Below are 14,916 nucleotides of genomic sequence, written 5' to 3'. Positions count from 1 at the left end.
ATATTGCACTTACTGACTGACGCCTAGACGTTTATTCCTGCGTTCCTCGGCTCTTGCTACGCAGACGGTGCCTACGAGGTCGCCGAGGCAGTTGACCGTCGTAATTCCCATGTCGAAGAACCTATAGAACCCGGCGAGCAGTCCGGCGAACTCTGTCGGAAGTCCAAACGTACCGAGAATCATCATAATCTTCACTACACCGCCGCCTGGTATGCCGCTGCCGCAGCTTGAGAGCAGAAGCGCGACTAGTATGATATGTATCAGCGTTCCGGTTCCGAACACAATACCGTTCATCTGTGCGACTGTAATTAGGACGCAGCTGAAAGCCATGCAGAGGCCGTCATAATTGAGCGTTGCACCGAGCGGTATTGAAAAATTTGAAATACTGTCGGGAACTTTGAATACCTCGCGCGCCGTTTTTATGCTGTTTGGAATATTCGCGGTGCTTGAGCATGTAGCTATAGTGAACGACCATACCGGAGTCGCATCGCGGAGAAATTTAAAAATATTCATGTGCGCGAATACGAGCAGCGAAAGGCCGTACACTAAGAGCACCTGAACGGCGAGGCCGACGTAAAACGTCCCGAAAAATTTCGCCATAGTCGTGAATACGGAAAGCCCGTACCTCCCAAAGGAATCCGCCATAAGGCATAGAACGCCGATCGGCGAAAGATTGATTACCATGCGGAGGTATTCATTGATTAGGATATTAAGCGATTCGAAGCAGCCTAGAACTTTCTGTTTCTTGCCGGTGTCTTTGATTTTTACAATGGCTATGCCGAACATTATTCCGACGACGAGCGTCCCCAGAACATCGTCGGTGCTTAAAGCCTTGAATAAATTCGACGGGAACAGACTTGTAAAAAAGTCTTGAACACTAAGCGATACTGTCTTGACCGCTTCCTGAGCCCCTTCAATCGCCACGCTGAAGCCTACGCCTGGTTTAAAGATGAAGGCAACTGCAAGTCCGATTACGATAGCCATCACAGTGGTCGCCATATAGTACGCGATAATTCTTGTAGCGACGCGGCCGAGGCTTGACAGATCCTGTTGGCTCCCTATTGAGATGACGACCATGCAGAGAACCAGCGGTATCATAATAAGCTTGATGCAATTAAGCCATATAGTACCTACGAATTTCAGCTCGCATGCTGCCTCGCCCAGTAAGAGTCCGATGATGGCGCCGAAAACGATGGCTCCGATGTTTAAATACACGCCGTTAAGCTTCTTTTTAGCTGGAGCAGATGACATATTTTAACACTCCTTTGCAGTTTATAGTTTACAGTGAAGAATCATACTCTCTGATAATCGAAGCTGCCTCCGAAACCTGAGAGTCAGTGTTGTTCCTGCTGAATACGATACGCGCGTGCGTTTCGCTTGAAACGCTCAGCCAAACGCCGCGCCGTTTTATCTCTTCAACGACGTCTGCGGCCGTCTTTCCGCTTCCGGCGACGTCTAGGATTATGATGTTGGTCTGTATCTCCTTAGGAACGCGGATGTTTTTCATGCCCTTCAGAAGCTCTAGGCACTGCTTTGCCCTCCTGTGGTCCTCGGCCAGGTCTTTGACCTGATGCTTAAGCGCGTAAATCCCGCAGGTTGCGAACACGCCGGCCTGCCTCATGCCGCCGCCCATAAGCTTTCTCGTCTGGGCTGCTTTAATGATAAAATCTCTGCTTCCGCAAAGCATCGAACCGATTGGGGCGCCGAGGCCCTTCGAGAGACAGAACATAACCGTATCGGCGTAAGAGCATATCTCCTTGACTGAGATCCCAGAAGCCGTAGAGGCGTTGAACAGCCTTGCTCCGTCCATGTGAACCGGGACTCCGAAGCGGTCGGCAAGATTCCGCACCTTTTTCAGCACGTCCAGAGGTATAAAGGTGCCGCCTGCGCCGTTGTGGGTGTTTTCGACACATATAAGCTTAATGTCGTTAGTCTTCAATGCGCATTCCATCTCATCGACGTTAGGATAGCCGCCTGGCGTTAAATTGTAGAAAACCGGCTCTAGCTGACCGAAACGAGACTCGAAGCAGACCTTCTCAGTTCTGTAAAGGTGCTGCATGGTATCAATAAGAACCTTATCCTTCGGCTCGCAGTGTGTCAGCAGTGACACTGTGTTTCCCATCGTTCCGGACGGCAGCAGGAGGGAGCGTTCCTTGCCTGTCGCTTCACAAACAATTTCTTCGAGTCTGTTGACGGTTGGATCACCGCCTCTTCCTTCTGCGTCGAGACGTCCGGAGTCTCCTAACGGCGCCGTTAAAATGGTCTCCAGCATCTCCCTGCCCGGCAGTGTCAGAGTGTCGCTTCTCAAATCAATCATGCCGTTGCCTCCTTAATAGTTTTGATAAGAACGATTCCTTTACTATATTAAAGCGCAGAGAATTGATATAATCAAATATAAATTATAAAATGTTTACATTGATAAATATCAATAATCATATGATTGACGAAATCTTATGCGGGGGATTGCATGTGTTCGAATACAGAGAATATGTTTACGCCGTGCACAAGGAGAAAAGTTTTACTAAAGCTGCGGATAAGCTGTTTATTTCGCAGTCGACGCTCAGCCTCATGGTGAAAAAGGAGGAAGAACGTCTCGGCGCTCCGCTGTTTAATAGGAAATCTAACCCGTTGTCGCTGACGCCGCTAGGCGTCGAATACATCCACGCCGTGGAACAAATACGCCGACTGGAGTGCGGGATCGGTCAATTCCTAAATGACGCTCAGTCTCTTCAAAACGGCACTCTTGCGATAGGCGGGCATAACTTCGGGGTAGATTATGCCGTTCCTCGGAAGATAGCTGAGTTTCATAAATTATATCCGAATATTAGCCTCAGCATTGTAGAGATGAACACGCTGCACAACAAATATGGACTCGATTCGGGCGAGCTTGATTTTGTGATTACCAACAGACGCTATGATTCTCATATATATGAGCAGAAGGTGTGCGACAGGGAAAGTTTGATATTGGCCGTGCCGTCGTCGTTTGAAATCAACGAGTCTTTGTGCTCGAAGCGCCTGCGAAACGGCGAGCTTGGAGACGGAATTTTCGGGGTTGGCGATGACAAGCAGGTTCTGCTGAGCGAATTTAAGGAAATCCCGTTTATACTGCTTTCCAACGCGAATTATTTGCGCGAGTGCGTCAACCTGTTGTTTCATGAAAGCAAATTCTCACCTGTCGTATCGCTTGAAATGGAGCAGTCGTCAGTATCTTATAATTTTACTAAAATGGGCGTTGGAGCAACCATTCTCAGCAACAGGCTTGTTGAGCATGACGATGCAGCAGGAGGCGTCTGTTTTTACAAAATCAAGAGCGACTATGTTGTTCGAAACACATATATAAGCTATCGGAGGGGCGCTTATTTCACGTTTGCCATGAAGAAATTTATGGAGATGATGCTGGATGACGGCTTATCTGCTGAATAATCTGCCGGATAGGGACAAAATTCTCCGAATCGGGTACAATATAACAATGGATGTCTTAAAGGAGTCTTCACCTATTTCTAATGATCAAACGTCTTGCGCCTGACATTTCAACACGTATCGCGGCGGGGGAGGTTATCGAGCGGCCTTCTTCGGTCGCGAAGGAGCTTATCGAGAACTCGCTCGACGCCGGGGCAAGGAACATTTCGATATACACCGAGCAGGGCGGCAAGAGCTCGTTCGTCATCGAGGACGACGGCTGCGGCATCGCCTTCGCGGAGCTGCCGCTCGCGGTCGAACGCTACGCGACGAGCAAGATAAGCTCGCTAGAAGATCTTGAACATATCGCAACTCTCGGCTATCGCGGCGAGGCGCTTGCGAGCGTCGCGGCCGTATCGCGCATGGAGATACGCAGCCGCGCCGCCGGCGCTGATGCCGGCGGTCTGCTTCGCTGCGAGGCCGGTCATATCACGCTGCATTCCGAGACTCCCGCGAAGCCGGGGACGCGGATACAGATAGACGATCTTTTCTTCAACCTTCCCGCGCGGCGCAAATTCCTCAAAAGCTCCTCGGCGGAGCTGCGCCGTATAGTGCAGATAGTCAACGACTACGCGCTTATACATCCCGACGTTTCATTCCGCGTCCAGGAAGAGGGGCGGAAAATCCTCGAATACGGCGGAGCTTCCTCCATTGACGAGTGTATAGAGCGCCGCTGGGGAAAGCAGACGAAGATATTCTTCTCCGGCTCTTCGCAGGGGCCGCTCTCCGCGCGCGTATGGTGGAACCCGATACCGGATTCGCGCCGCGTCGTCGTGATGCTCTTCGTCAACGGGCGGCGCGTGCAGGACGCGGCGGTGCGCGCGGCGCTGACCGCCGCCGAGGGCGCGGCCTACGGAGAGTGGGCCGTGCTGATAGACCTGCCGCCTCACGACGTAGACGTGAACATTCACCCGACAAAGGAAGAGATACGCTTCCGCAGAAGCCAGGAAATTTTCAAAATAGTCTACGACAACGCGAAGGCCGTATATGCGCAGCGACATTCGATAACCGCCGGCGGCGTCATGCCCCAGTCGATGCCGCTTGGCGGCGTACAGCCGCCATCCTTCGAACCGCCAGCGCCAGCGGCCCCGGCGTATTTTTCGCCGGCCTCCGAGCCGTGGAACCTTGTTTCGAAAAAGGCCGCGCCGTCGTTCGCTTCGCGCGTCGCCTCGCCGGTCGAGAGCATATTTTTCCCCGCCGATGAGTCAGAGCCGCAGACTGGGGCCGCCTTCGCGTCGCGGAAGAGATACATCGGCCAGAGCGCGGAGGGATTTCTGATATTTGACTTCCCCGAGGCGCTCGCGATAATGGACCCGCACGCGGCGCACGAGCGGATACTTTTCGAGGAGATTTGCGAGAACTTCAGGGACAACGTCGCGACGCAGAAACTTACCATTCCTATGGAGATTCCGGCCGCCGTCCGTCCCGAGGCGGCGCTTTACGAAAAAGAGCTGGCGGCTCTCGGTTTTGAGACTGCGGACGGAATGGTGACGGCGGTGCCGGCGATACGCGGCAAGGGACACCTTTCGCCCGTCGATATGCTTCGCTCGGCGCTGCGCGGGATCGAGACGGAGCGCGACGAGACGAAGCGCGACCGCGAGGTGTGGTGGCGCATGGCGCGGCTCGCCTGCCGCGACGCCGTGAAGCTCGGGCGGCGCTTCGAGCCCGAGGAGGCGGCCGAACTGCTCGCCCGCCTCGAACGCTGCGAGACTCCGTACACCTGCCCGCACGGCAGGCCTACTGTCTTCATAATAGAAAACAATAAATTACGCGACTGGTTTGAAAGATGACGAAAGAAAAAATTCCCGTAATTGCGATAATAGGGCCGACAGCCGTTGGAAAGACGGAATTCAGTCTGTCGCTCGCGAAGGAGCTGAACGCAGAGGTCATTTCCGTAGACTCGCGTCAGGTCTATCGTTATCTCGACGTCGGCACCGACAAAGTGTCGCGCGAGGTGCGGCGCGAGATAATCCATCACCTGATAGACATAGCCGACCCCGACGAGATATATTCCGCCGCCGACTTCGCGCAGGACGCCGACGGCGCGGCGCGGCGCATTATCGCGCGTGGGCGCGCGCCTCTGTTGATAGGCGGCACTCCGTTTTACTACCGCGCGCTCTCCGGCATGCTCTCGGAAGATCTTCCGAAGGACGAGGCCGTGCGCGCGCAGCTTGCCGCGGAGATAGAAGAACGCGGCCTCGCCGCGCTGCACGACGAGCTGCTCGAGATTGACCCGGAATCCGGGGCGAAGATACACCAGAACGACCCCGTCCGCACGATGCGCGCGCTTGAAATCTTCAGGATAACGGGCAAGACCGCGAGCTGGTGGTACAGGGAGCAGCGCAAGATGGAATCTCCATACGACATTTTCTACATCGGCCTGACGCGGCTGCGTGCGAACCTTTATCAAAATATCGAGCGCCGTGTCAAGGAGCAGTTCGCGAGCGGCTACCCGGAGGAGGTCAAGTGGCTTCTCGACAACGGCTATTCGCCGTCGCTGCCGGCGCTTCAGGGCTTCGGCTACCGCGAGCTCGTGGACTATCTCGCGGGGCGCTGTACCTTCCTCGAGGCGATAGAGGGCGACATACGCTCGACGAAAGCCTTCTCGCGCCGCCAGACGACGTGGTTCAAGCACTTCGAGCCCGCGGTGTGGTTCGACTTCGACGAGATCTCCAAGGCCGAGGCGCTGCGCCGCGCAGTGCCGCTCTGCCTCGCGCATCTGAACGGGGAGCACGCCGCATGAAGGTCATAACGGCCGACCCGACGGGGCTTTGCTTCGGCGTCAAGCGCGCGATAACGACGCTCGAGGAGGAACTGCGCCGGTCGTCGCGCGTCTACGCGCTCGGCAGCCCGATACACAACCCTCAGGAGATAGCGCGGCTCAAGGAAATGGGGCTCGTCGTCGTGGAAACGCCGGAGGAGGTGCCGGACGGCGCGGTCTCGTTCGTCCGCGCGCACGGCGTGCGCCCCGAGGTGCTCGACGCGCTGAGGCGCAAAAGCTCGAAGATGGTGGACGGGACATGCCCTTTTGTAAAAACGGCGCAGGAAAAGGCAAAATCTCTGTCACAAGAGGGCTATATCGTGATAATATTAGGAAACGCGGCGCATCCTGAAGTACAAGGAATCATGGGGTATGCGTCGGGGGAGGCGCACGTGCTTGCTTCGGCGGAAGATATACCGCCGGGGCTTAAGGGACGGAGGTGCGGGCTGCTGAGCCAGACGACTCAGCGCGTCGAGACGTTCTCGGAGCTCGTCGCGGCGTTCGTATCCGTGTCTCCCGAGATAAAGGTTTATAATACGATCTGCCGGGCTACGCTGGCTCGCCAGCAGTCCGTCTGCCGCCTCGCCGAAGAGGCGGACGGGATAATAGTCCTCGGTGGAAGAAACAGCGCCAACACGCGCAAGCTTGCGGAGATAGCCTCCGCTTCTGGAGTGCCCTCTCTGTGGGTCGAGCACGCGGGCGAGCTGGACGGGAGGTGGCTGCAAAACAAGAGCAGAGTAGGGATAGCCGCGGGCGGAAGCACGCCTGACTGGCTGATAAAAGAACTTATTCAAAAATTAGAGAAGATGTAAGCAGGAGGATGTTGGGTATGGTTGACGAGCTTCACAACGAAGACGTAATCGAAACGCAGGAAAAAGAAGAAACGATGGAAGAAATGATGCAGCAGTACGATGTGATGGGCGATTTCCACCGCGGCAAGGTCGTCGAGGGGACAGTCGTCGATACACAGGAGGACGGCTGGCTCGTAGACGTGGGCTACAAGTGCGAGGGATTCCTCCCGCGCAAAGAGTGGACCCACCGCGTGCTCGTGGAGGAGACCCTCGAGCCCGTTAACGGCGACAAAGTCCGCGTACAGATAACGAACATCGGCCAGGGGGAGGACGCCCAGCTCGGGCTCTCGCGCTGGCGCTGCGAATTTGACGAGCGCTGGAATAAGCTCGAAGAAGAGGCGGAAAACAACGAGACGATCAACGTCAAGGGGCTTCGCAAGGTAAAGGGCGGGCTCATAGTAAACTGCTGCGGGATAGAGGGCTTCATCCCCATCTCCCACCTCACGCAGGAAGGACGCGGAGTGAACCCCGGCAATCTCGTCGGACAGGAATTCCCCGTCAAGCTCATTGAAAAAGACCGCAGAAAACGCCGCCTCGTTTTCTCGCGCCGCAGCCTCATCGAAGAAGAACTCTCAAAGACGCGCCAGGCCTTCTACGAGCAGGTCCACGAGGGCGACGTCCTTGAGGGCGACGTCAGCAGCATCACTTCCTTCGGCGTTTTCGTCAACCTCGGGGCGATGGAAGGCCTCGTCCATATCAGCGAGCTCGCGTGGCAGCGCAACGCGAAGCCGAAAGACATCGTCGCCAAGGGCGACCATGTGAAAGTCAAGGTCATCGGCATCGACACGGAGAACAACCGCGTCTCCCTCTCGATCCGCCAGACCCTCGACGATCCGTGGACGACCGTCGCCGAGCGCTGGACGCCCGGAAAGACGACGGAAGGCACCGTCACCAACCTGACAGACTTCGGAGCTTTTGTTGAAATAGAACCCGGCGTGGAAGGACTCATCCACATCGGCGACCTCAGCTGGACCCGCATCAAGCACCCGAAAGAGGTGCTCAAGAAGGGCCAGAAGGTCGAAGTCTCTATCATAGACGTGGATAAGGACCGCAAGCGCATCAGCCTCGGCTACAAGCAGCTCCACGACCCGTGGAAGAACGCCGCCGAGAAATACCAGAAGGACGCCGAAGTTCCCGTGAAGGTAGTCCGTATCGCCGACTTCGGCGCGTTCGTCGAGCTTGAGGAAGGCGTCGAGGGGCTCATCCACATCTCGCAGCTCTCGAACCAGAGAGTCGAGAACCCGAGAGACGTCCTCACCGAGGGACAGGAAGTCACGGCCCGCGTGCTTGAGGTCAACCCGACCGAGCGCCGCATCCGCCTCAGCCTCCGTCCCGCGCACGAGGAGCCTGTGAAGCGCGCGCCGCGCGACGAGCAGCGCGACCGCTTCGCCCAGATGGACGACCAGCCGAGACGCGACGAGCGTCCGCGCCGCCGCCGCCCCGACGACCGCAGGAGACAGGAGAGCTCCAACAGCCAGCTCCCGCAGGAAGAGATGAACTTCACGCTCGGCGACTTCCTCAAGAACCGCGAAAGGGAAGACGCCTAGCATAAAGGCATAAAGCCTCGAAAATCAGCGCCCGCGCCAGTTACCTTGAGCGCGGGCGCTTTTTACGTTAGAATATCGCTGAAACGGAAAAATGAGACGGGAGGTCAATTTATGGCCCTTAGGACGATATGTGTTTATCCAAACCCGGTGCTCCGCGAGGAGACGGAGGAGGTGACCGTCTTCGACGGCGAGCTGAAGACGCTCGTCGCGGACATGTGGGATACGATGTACGCGAACGACGGCATAGGGCTCGCCGCCCCGCAGGTCGGGGTGTCGAAGAAGGTAATAGTCATCGACTACAAGGACGACAAGTATGTGCTCGTGAACCCGAAGGTGCTTTCCGCCGAAGGCTCCGTAGTAAACGAGGAAGGCTGTCTCAGCTTCCCGGGCATATACGAGAAGGTCGAGTCGCCTGAGCGCATGACGGTCGAATACGCCGACGAGAACGGCGAGACCGTCACGCGGGAGCTGGAAGGCTTCATCGCCTGCGTATTCTCGCACGAGATAGACCACTTGAACGGGCGGCTGCTGATAGACCGCGTATCGCCGCTCAAACGTCAGTTCATGAAGAAAAAAATCGCGCGCCGCGCGTCCGAAGAAAAATGAGTAATATCACGGCGGCGTTCCTCGGCTCGGGGCGCTTCGCTGCGCGATGCCTCGAGCTGATAAGCGTGCGCTTCCGCCCGGAATGGGTGCTGACAAACGCTCCGAAGGCCGCCGGGCGCGGCTTGGCGATGCGCAGCACGCCCGTGTGGGAGCTCGCGCAGAAACTTGGCATCCCGGCCTATACGACGGAGCGTCTTTCCGCCGACGCGGAGCGCGTCGAATGGATAATGGCGAACGCTCCCGACGTGATGCTGGTCATAGACTTCGGACATATTATAAAAGAGCCGCTGCTCTCGGCCGCGAGGTACGGCTGTCTCAACATCCATCCTTCGAAGCTTCCTGAATACCGCGGTTCCGCGCCGCTTCAGCGCGTTTTGATGGACGGACGGACGAGCACGGCTGTTTCAGTATTCCGCCTCGACGCCGGTATGGACTCCGGCCCGATACTCGCGCAGCCGGAGCTTGAGATCGCGCCTGAGGACGACTTCGCGTCGCTTGCGGAGAAGGCCGCGCGCCTCGGCTCGGAGACTCTGCTTCACTACCTCTGCGACGTGCCGCCCGAGGAATGGCGCTTCACGCCGCAGGACGACGCGGTGGCGACGTACGCTCCTAAGATAGAGAAGGTCGAAGGCAGAATAGACTGGAACGAGCCGGCGCGCCGGATAGCGGACAAAATCCGCGGCATCGGAGCGGCTCCCGGAGTCTTCTGCATGGTGCGCGGCAAGAGGCTCCGCATATACAGGGCGGAAGCGGCCGCCGGTTCCGGAGCGCCCGGCGCCTACTTCACGAACGGCGGAGCGCCGTGCGTCTATTGCGGCGAAGGAGCTCTCCGTCTCGCCGAGGTGCAGCCCGAGGGCAAGAAGCCGCAGCGCGCCGAAGACTGGGCGCGCGGCCTGCGCGTGAACGAGGGCGAAAGCCTCGAACAGGAGTGACTATAAAAATGGAAGAGACGAAGAACCCGCTGCGCAACATAGTAAAAAGCGAATTTCCATATAAGGGGCGCATCATAGACGTCCGGGTCGATACGGTCAAATTCCCATCCGGCTCGGAAAAAATACGCGAAGTCGTGCTTCACAGGCCGGCCGTCGCGATGCTCGCCGAGGACGCCGACGGCGGCGTCTATCTCGTGAAGCAGTACCGCCACGCGATAGACGCTGAGATATACGAAATTCCCGCCGGGCTCGTCGAAGACGGCGAAGATCCAGCCTGCACGGCTGCGCGCGAGCTCCAGGAAGAGATAGGGCTCAGGCCGGGGCGTCTTGAAAAAATAGCCGAGATGTATTCTTCGCCCGGTTTCACAACTGAGAAGATAACGCTCTATTACGCCGCCGAACTTGCCGCATCGAAGCTTCCGGAGGACGAGGACGAATATATCAAGGTGCGCCGTTTTCTTCCCGACGAGCTCGACGTGCTCGTGCGCAGCGGCGCGATACGCGACGGAAAGACCCTCGCCGCCTATTACTGGCTGGCGGCGCGACGGGGCGGAAGATGAACCCGAGCGGAAGCGGGGAAGTTGAAAGGACCGCCGAACGTTTCGGCGACTACATAAAGCTCGAGCGCGCCTGCAGCGAAAACACGAAACGCGCCTATCTCTCCGACCTCGCCATATGGACGGCGTGGTGCTCGCGTAATTCGCGCGACCCGCTCGACGTCGCGCCGGACGCGGTTTCGCGCTTCCTGATGGAGGCCGGTATAGAGGGACGCAAAAAAAGCTCCCTCCACCGCCTCGGCGCGGTGCTGCGCTCATTCGCCAAGTTTCTCCAATACGACGGGGTTACCGACAAGGCCCCGCGCCTCGTGCCGCTCGGCGCGCGCGAGGAAAAGCTTCCGGAAATCCTCAACGAGAACGAAATCCAGAGAATAATAAACGCCTGCGAGGACGGCACTCCGCTCGGCAAGCGCGACCGCGCCTACATAGAGCTGGCCTACGGAGCCGGAATGCGCGCCTCGGAGCTGTGCGGACTGAGGCTCCGCGACCTAGACCCCGGCGGCGGCATATTATACGCGCGCGGCAAAGGCGACAAGGAGCGCGTGATACCGTACATCGGAGCCGTGCGCCGCGTCGTGGACGAATATATACGCGAATACCGCCCTGCGCTGGACAAGAAAGGTGCGGAGTGGCTTTTCCTCTCGCGCAGCGGGCGGCAGCTCCACCGCGAGACGCTGTGGGTCATCCTGCACAAGCGCGGCCTCGCGGCGGGAGTCCCGGCGAAAAGGCTCCATCCGCACGTGCTGCGCCACACCTTCGCCACGCACCTGCTGCGCGGCGGAATGGATCAGAGGACGCTCCAGGAGCTTCTGGGACACAGCTCCATAACGACCACAGAAAAATATACCCATCTCGACTTAAACCTGCGCGACTATTACGACAAATACCATCCGCGCGCGAAATAAAAAGGAGGAGACGCGATGTATTACTGGGACAAAGTCAACGAAGCGCTGAAATTCATCGAAAAAAAGAGCTCCGTAAGGCCGGAGGCCGCCGTGATACTCGGCTCCGGACTCGGCAGCATAGCGGAACGCGTAGACGAGGCCGAGGTCATTCCTTACGGCGAAATACCGTACTGGCCCCACTCGACCGCGCCGGGCCACGCGGGACGGCTCGTCCTCGGCCGCCTCGGCGGAAAGCGCGTCGCAGTCATGCAGGGGCGCGTACATTATTACGAGGGCTACAACATGCAGGAGGTAACATTCCCGACGCGCGTGCTCGGCTGCCTCGGCGTCCGCGCTCTCGTCGCGACGAACGCCTCCGGCGGCATAAACGCGGACTTTACGCCCGGCACGATAGCGGCGATAGAGGACCACATCAACTTCATGGGCGTCAACCCGCTCGCCGGCGTCAACAACGACGAATGGGGCGTGCGCTTCCCCGACATGAGCGAGGCGTACGACAAGAAATTCATATCGGTTCTGGAACGTGCGGCGAGTGAAGAAAACATAACGCTTAAAAAAGGTGTCTACATAGCCTTCAGCGGGCCGTCATTCGAGACTCCCGCCGAGGTGCGCATGGCGCGCATACTAGGCGCGGACATGGTAGGCATGTCCACCGTCCCTGAGGTTCTGACTGCGAATCACATGGGGATACGTGTCCTCGGCATATCCTGCGCCGCGAACTACGCCGCCGGCATCACGAGCGACAAGCTCACGCAGGAGGACGTACTCGACATAATGGTGAAATGCAGCGGCGGCGTCGCGCGCCTCGTTGAACGCTTCCTGTCGGAGGCCGAGCTGTAAAAATGCTCAGCATGATAGACTTCATAGAAAAAAAGCGCGACGGCGGCAGCCATTCGCGCGAAGAGCTGCAGAGCTTCGTCCGCGGCGTGATGGACGGCTCCGTGCCGGATTATCAGAGCGCGGCGTGGCTTATGGCGGTCTACTTCCGCGGATTGGACGAAGGCGAGCTAGTATCCTTCACCGAGGCGCTCGCCGATTCCGGCGACAGATACTCCTTCCCGCCCGAGCTGCACGTAGTGGACAAGCACAGCACAGGAGGGGTGGGGGACAAGACGACGCTCGTCCTGCTGCCGCTCGCCGCGGCCTGCGGAGCGCGCCTTTCAAAGCTGTCCGGGCCAGGCCTCGGCTTCACCGGAGGAACGGTGGACAAGTTCGAATCCATCCCGGGAATGCGTATGCACCTGACGCCGGAAGAATTTTCGTCGCAGATGAAAAAAATAGGCTGCGCCATATCTGGACACTCGCTGCGCCTTGCGCCGGCAGAGGGAAAATTCTACTCTCTGCGCGACGTGACGGGCACCGTCCCGTCCGTGCAGCTCGTAGCCTCGAGCATAATAAGCAAAAAACTCGTCGGCGGAGCGTCCGGTTTCGTCTTCGACGTAAAATGCGGCGGAGGAGCCTTCATGGAGACGGAGGCTGAGGCCCGCGCGCTCGCGAAGGAGCTCGTCGCCCTCTCCAAAAAATTCGGGAAAAAAGCGGCGGCCGTGATAACCGGCATGGAGCAGCCGTTAGGCGAATGGGTAGGCAACGCGGCTGAAGTCTATGAAGCGGTCGAAGTGCTGCGCGGACGCGGCCCCGCCGACACGACGGAGCTGTGCGTGGAGCTCTGCGCGCTGATGCTGGAAGCCTCAGGCGTCGCAAAGGATAAAGAAGAGGGAGCCGCTCTCGCCGCCGGCGCCATAGAAAGCGGCAGGGCGCTCGACAAGCTTGCGGAAATTATAGCGGCGCAGGGCGGCGATGCAGCCGTCGTAGACAGGCCGCTAGACATACTGCCGCGCGCGCCGAAGGCCGCCGTGATAAAAAGCGGACGGGACGGAGTGCTCTCCGAGCTTCACGCGCGTCCGGTGGGCGAAGCGCTGCGCGCCCTCGGCGGCGGAAGGATGAAGCTCGGCGACGCGATAGACCACTCCGCCGCGATACGCCTTGCGGCGAAGATAGGCGGCCGCGTCGAAAAAGGCTCGCCGCTGATTGAGATATACTGCAAAGACGATACGAAGCTGCCTGAGGCCCTCGCCTGTCTCGACGGCTGCTGGAAGGTATCCGAGACGGCCGAGAAGCCTAAGCTCGTCATAGACGTCATATACTGACGGCGGAACCGCGCGGCGGCTTTCGGCTCACAATGCCGGGGCCGCCTTTTTACTGCTTTCGATATTCATTCCCGCGCCGGCATAAACATAATAGAAAGCACATTTCTCACAGGGAGGACCGGAAAATGTGCAAAAAGTACGCCTACATCAGGGTCTCGACGAAAGAACAGAACGAGGACCGTCAACTCGCCGCGATGCTGGCATACGGCGTCCCGACAGAAAACATCATACTCGACCGCCAGTCCGGCAAGGACTTTGAGCGAAGCGGCTACAAAAGACTCGTGCGCAAGCTGCGGCGCGGGGACACGCTCGTAGTCAAAAGCATAGACAGACTCGGACGCAACTACGCGGAGATCCTCGAGCAGTGGCGTATGCTCACGCGGAAGAAGCAGGTGTCTATCGTCGTCATCGACATGCCGCTTCTCGACACGAGGCAGAGCCTCGACCTGACCGGCGTAGTCGTCGCCGACATCGTGCTGCAGCTCCTGAGCTACGTCGCTGAGACGGAACGCAACTTCATCCGCCAGCGCCAGGCCGAGGGAATAGCCGCGGCGCGTGAACGCGGCGTCAACCTCGGGCGCAGGCCGAAAGAGCGCCCGAGAGAATTCGAAAGCCTGAAAGCCGAATGGAAGAGCGGCGCCATCTCCGCGCGCGAAGCGGCGCGCCGCCTCAGGGTGGACCACATGACCTTCAAGCGCTGGGCGTCAGAGACGCCGCTCGAACAGCCGGCCTGACAGAACGAAGCTCTGCGCGCCGTCCGTGGCGCGCGGCGCGGCGGCGCCCCCGCGTGACGCGGGGCACGCGCTTCCGCGCGGCGCGTGCGCTTATCCCTAACGGCCCATAACGGCGCGCGGCCTGAGCGCGCGGATCCCGCCGCCTGTCTCAGCCGGCGGCCCAGCTGCATGTTAAAAAAACACAAACGCGAATCAAACGCGCTTCCTTGACACATCGGCCGCCGCTTGCTATACTTTCCTGCGTCAAGGCGGCATAGCCAAGTGGTAAGGCAGAGGACTGCAAATCCTTCATCCCCAGTTCGAGTCTGGGTGCCGCCTCCAACTTGAAGAATTATCCCTCGCACGGCGGGGGATTTTTTATATCTTTATTTCGACCGGGAAAAAGTTATTTGACTATAAACGGCTTGACTGTTAGCA

The 14,916-nt window shown here is 58.3% G+C and carries 14 protein-coding genes and 1 tRNA gene; 13 read left to right on the top strand and 2 right to left on the bottom strand.

Translation table 11 applies throughout. The features are described 5' to 3' along the window. Positions 1–9: 9 nt before the first annotated feature. Both B5F39_RS12325 and B5F39_RS12320 read right to left on the bottom strand, forming a co-directional pair. Complete coding sequence (locus tag B5F39_RS12325) at positions 10–1,251, bottom strand: dicarboxylate/amino acid:cation symporter (RefSeq protein WP_087368148.1); 1,242 nt, start codon at positions 1,249–1,251, stop codon at positions 10–12. Between the two features lie 28 nt (positions 1,252–1,279). Further along, the gene (locus B5F39_RS12320; protein ID WP_087368145.1) at positions 1,280–2,317 is read right to left on the bottom strand and encodes a threonine aldolase family protein; all 1,038 of its coding nucleotides are present in this window, start codon (positions 2,315–2,317) and stop codon (positions 1,280–1,282) included. A gap of 89 nt (positions 2,318–2,406) precedes the next feature. On the opposite strand from B5F39_RS12320, the gene B5F39_RS12315 reads away from it, so the two are divergent. From B5F39_RS12315 to B5F39_RS12255, 13 genes are all read left to right on the top strand, one after another. Beyond that, a complete protein-coding gene (locus B5F39_RS12315; RefSeq protein ID WP_239391255.1) occupies positions 2,407–3,423 on the top strand; it encodes a LysR family transcriptional regulator in 1,017 nt (338 codons plus the stop codon). A gap of 80 nt (positions 3,424–3,503) precedes the next feature. Next, entirely contained in the window at positions 3,504–5,249 is a 1,746-nt protein-coding gene (gene mutL, locus B5F39_RS12310; RefSeq protein WP_087368142.1) for a DNA mismatch repair endonuclease MutL, read from the top strand. Continuing rightward, positions 5,246–6,202 carry a tRNA (adenosine(37)-N6)-dimethylallyltransferase MiaA gene (gene miaA, locus B5F39_RS12305; protein WP_087368139.1) on the top strand — a complete coding sequence of 319 codons (957 nt, stop codon included), beginning with the start codon at positions 5,246–5,248 and terminating at the stop codon, positions 6,200–6,202. The genes mutL and miaA overlap by 4 nt, the downstream gene beginning before the upstream one ends. Next, positions 6,199–7,032 (top strand): 4-hydroxy-3-methylbut-2-enyl diphosphate reductase, encoded by an 834-nt coding sequence (gene ispH, locus B5F39_RS12300; RefSeq protein ID WP_087368136.1) that lies wholly within the window; start codon positions 6,199–6,201, stop codon positions 7,030–7,032. The genes miaA and ispH overlap by 4 nt, the downstream gene beginning before the upstream one ends. Before the next feature lie 17 nt (positions 7,033–7,049). After that, positions 7,050–8,618, top strand: coding sequence for a S1 RNA-binding domain-containing protein (locus B5F39_RS12295; protein ID WP_087368135.1), 1,569 nt, complete (start codon positions 7,050–7,052; stop codon positions 8,616–8,618). 111 nt (positions 8,619–8,729) lie between these two features. Then, a complete protein-coding gene (gene def, locus B5F39_RS12290; RefSeq protein WP_087368132.1) occupies positions 8,730–9,224 on the top strand; it encodes a peptide deformylase in 495 nt (164 codons plus the stop codon). Beyond that, complete coding sequence (gene fmt / locus B5F39_RS12285; protein ID WP_087368129.1) at positions 9,221–10,156, top strand: methionyl-tRNA formyltransferase; 936 nt, start codon at positions 9,221–9,223, stop codon at positions 10,154–10,156. The genes def and fmt overlap by 4 nt, the downstream gene beginning before the upstream one ends. Then, positions 10,153–10,716, top strand: coding sequence for an NUDIX hydrolase (locus B5F39_RS12280; protein ID WP_239391253.1), 564 nt, complete (start codon positions 10,153–10,155; stop codon positions 10,714–10,716). The genes fmt and B5F39_RS12280 overlap by 4 nt, the downstream gene beginning before the upstream one ends. Next, on the top strand, positions 10,713–11,618 hold the full coding sequence (locus B5F39_RS12275; protein ID WP_087368124.1) for a tyrosine-type recombinase/integrase: 906 nt from the start codon (positions 10,713–10,715) through the stop codon (positions 11,616–11,618). Before B5F39_RS12280 ends, B5F39_RS12275 begins: the two co-directional genes overlap by 4 nt. 15 nt (positions 11,619–11,633) lie before the next feature. Continuing rightward, positions 11,634–12,458, top strand: coding sequence for a purine-nucleoside phosphorylase (locus B5F39_RS12270; RefSeq protein ID WP_087368121.1), 825 nt, complete (start codon positions 11,634–11,636; stop codon positions 12,456–12,458). A 2-nt stretch (positions 12,459–12,460) separates the two neighbouring features. Beyond that, complete coding sequence (locus tag B5F39_RS12265; RefSeq protein ID WP_087368118.1) at positions 12,461–13,765, top strand: thymidine phosphorylase; 1,305 nt, start codon at positions 12,461–12,463, stop codon at positions 13,763–13,765. Positions 13,766–13,890: 125 nt separating this feature from the next. Next, on the top strand, positions 13,891–14,499 hold the full coding sequence (locus tag B5F39_RS12260) for a recombinase family protein (protein WP_087368115.1): 609 nt from the start codon (positions 13,891–13,893) through the stop codon (positions 14,497–14,499). Between the two features lie 247 nt (positions 14,500–14,746). Beyond that, a tRNA-Cys gene (locus B5F39_RS12255) sits at positions 14,747–14,820 on the top strand. Positions 14,821–14,916: the final 96 nt, after the last annotated feature.

The sequence above is a fragment of the Cloacibacillus sp. An23 genome (genome assembly GCF_002159945.1).
In the GTDB taxonomy this organism is placed as follows: domain Bacteria; phylum Synergistota; class Synergistia; order Synergistales; family Synergistaceae; genus Caccocola.
The sequence above is the reverse complement of the archived record's forward strand: the minus strand, read 5'-3'. Positions and strand labels throughout refer to the sequence as shown.

Excerpts from the sequence above, each read along its gene's own strand:
- B5F39_RS12325 (WP_087368148.1), bottom strand. The coding sequence starts at position 1,251 with ATGTCATCTGCTCCAGCTAAAAAGAAGCTTAACGGCGTGTATTTAAAC.
- B5F39_RS12320 (WP_087368145.1), bottom strand. The coding sequence starts at position 2,317 with ATGATTGATTTGAGAAGCGACACTCTGACACTGCCGGGCAGGGAGATG.
- B5F39_RS12315 (WP_239391255.1), top strand. The coding sequence starts at position 2,407 with ATGTTTACATTGATAAATATCAATAATCATATGATTGACGAAATCTTA.
- mutL (WP_087368142.1), top strand. The coding sequence starts at position 3,504 with ATGATCAAACGTCTTGCGCCTGACATTTCAACACGTATCGCGGCGGGG.
- miaA (WP_087368139.1), top strand. The coding sequence starts at position 5,246 with ATGACGAAAGAAAAAATTCCCGTAATTGCGATAATAGGGCCGACAGCC.
- ispH (WP_087368136.1), top strand. The coding sequence starts at position 6,199 with ATGAAGGTCATAACGGCCGACCCGACGGGGCTTTGCTTCGGCGTCAAG.
- B5F39_RS12295 (WP_087368135.1), top strand. The coding sequence starts at position 7,050 with ATGGTTGACGAGCTTCACAACGAAGACGTAATCGAAACGCAGGAAAAA.
- def (WP_087368132.1), top strand. The coding sequence starts at position 8,730 with ATGGCCCTTAGGACGATATGTGTTTATCCAAACCCGGTGCTCCGCGAG.
- fmt (WP_087368129.1), top strand. The coding sequence starts at position 9,221 with ATGAGTAATATCACGGCGGCGTTCCTCGGCTCGGGGCGCTTCGCTGCG.
- B5F39_RS12275 (WP_087368124.1), top strand. The coding sequence starts at position 10,713 with ATGAACCCGAGCGGAAGCGGGGAAGTTGAAAGGACCGCCGAACGTTTC.
- B5F39_RS12270 (WP_087368121.1), top strand. The coding sequence starts at position 11,634 with ATGTATTACTGGGACAAAGTCAACGAAGCGCTGAAATTCATCGAAAAA.
- B5F39_RS12265 (WP_087368118.1), top strand. The coding sequence starts at position 12,461 with ATGCTCAGCATGATAGACTTCATAGAAAAAAAGCGCGACGGCGGCAGC.
- B5F39_RS12260 (WP_087368115.1), top strand. The coding sequence starts at position 13,891 with ATGTGCAAAAAGTACGCCTACATCAGGGTCTCGACGAAAGAACAGAAC.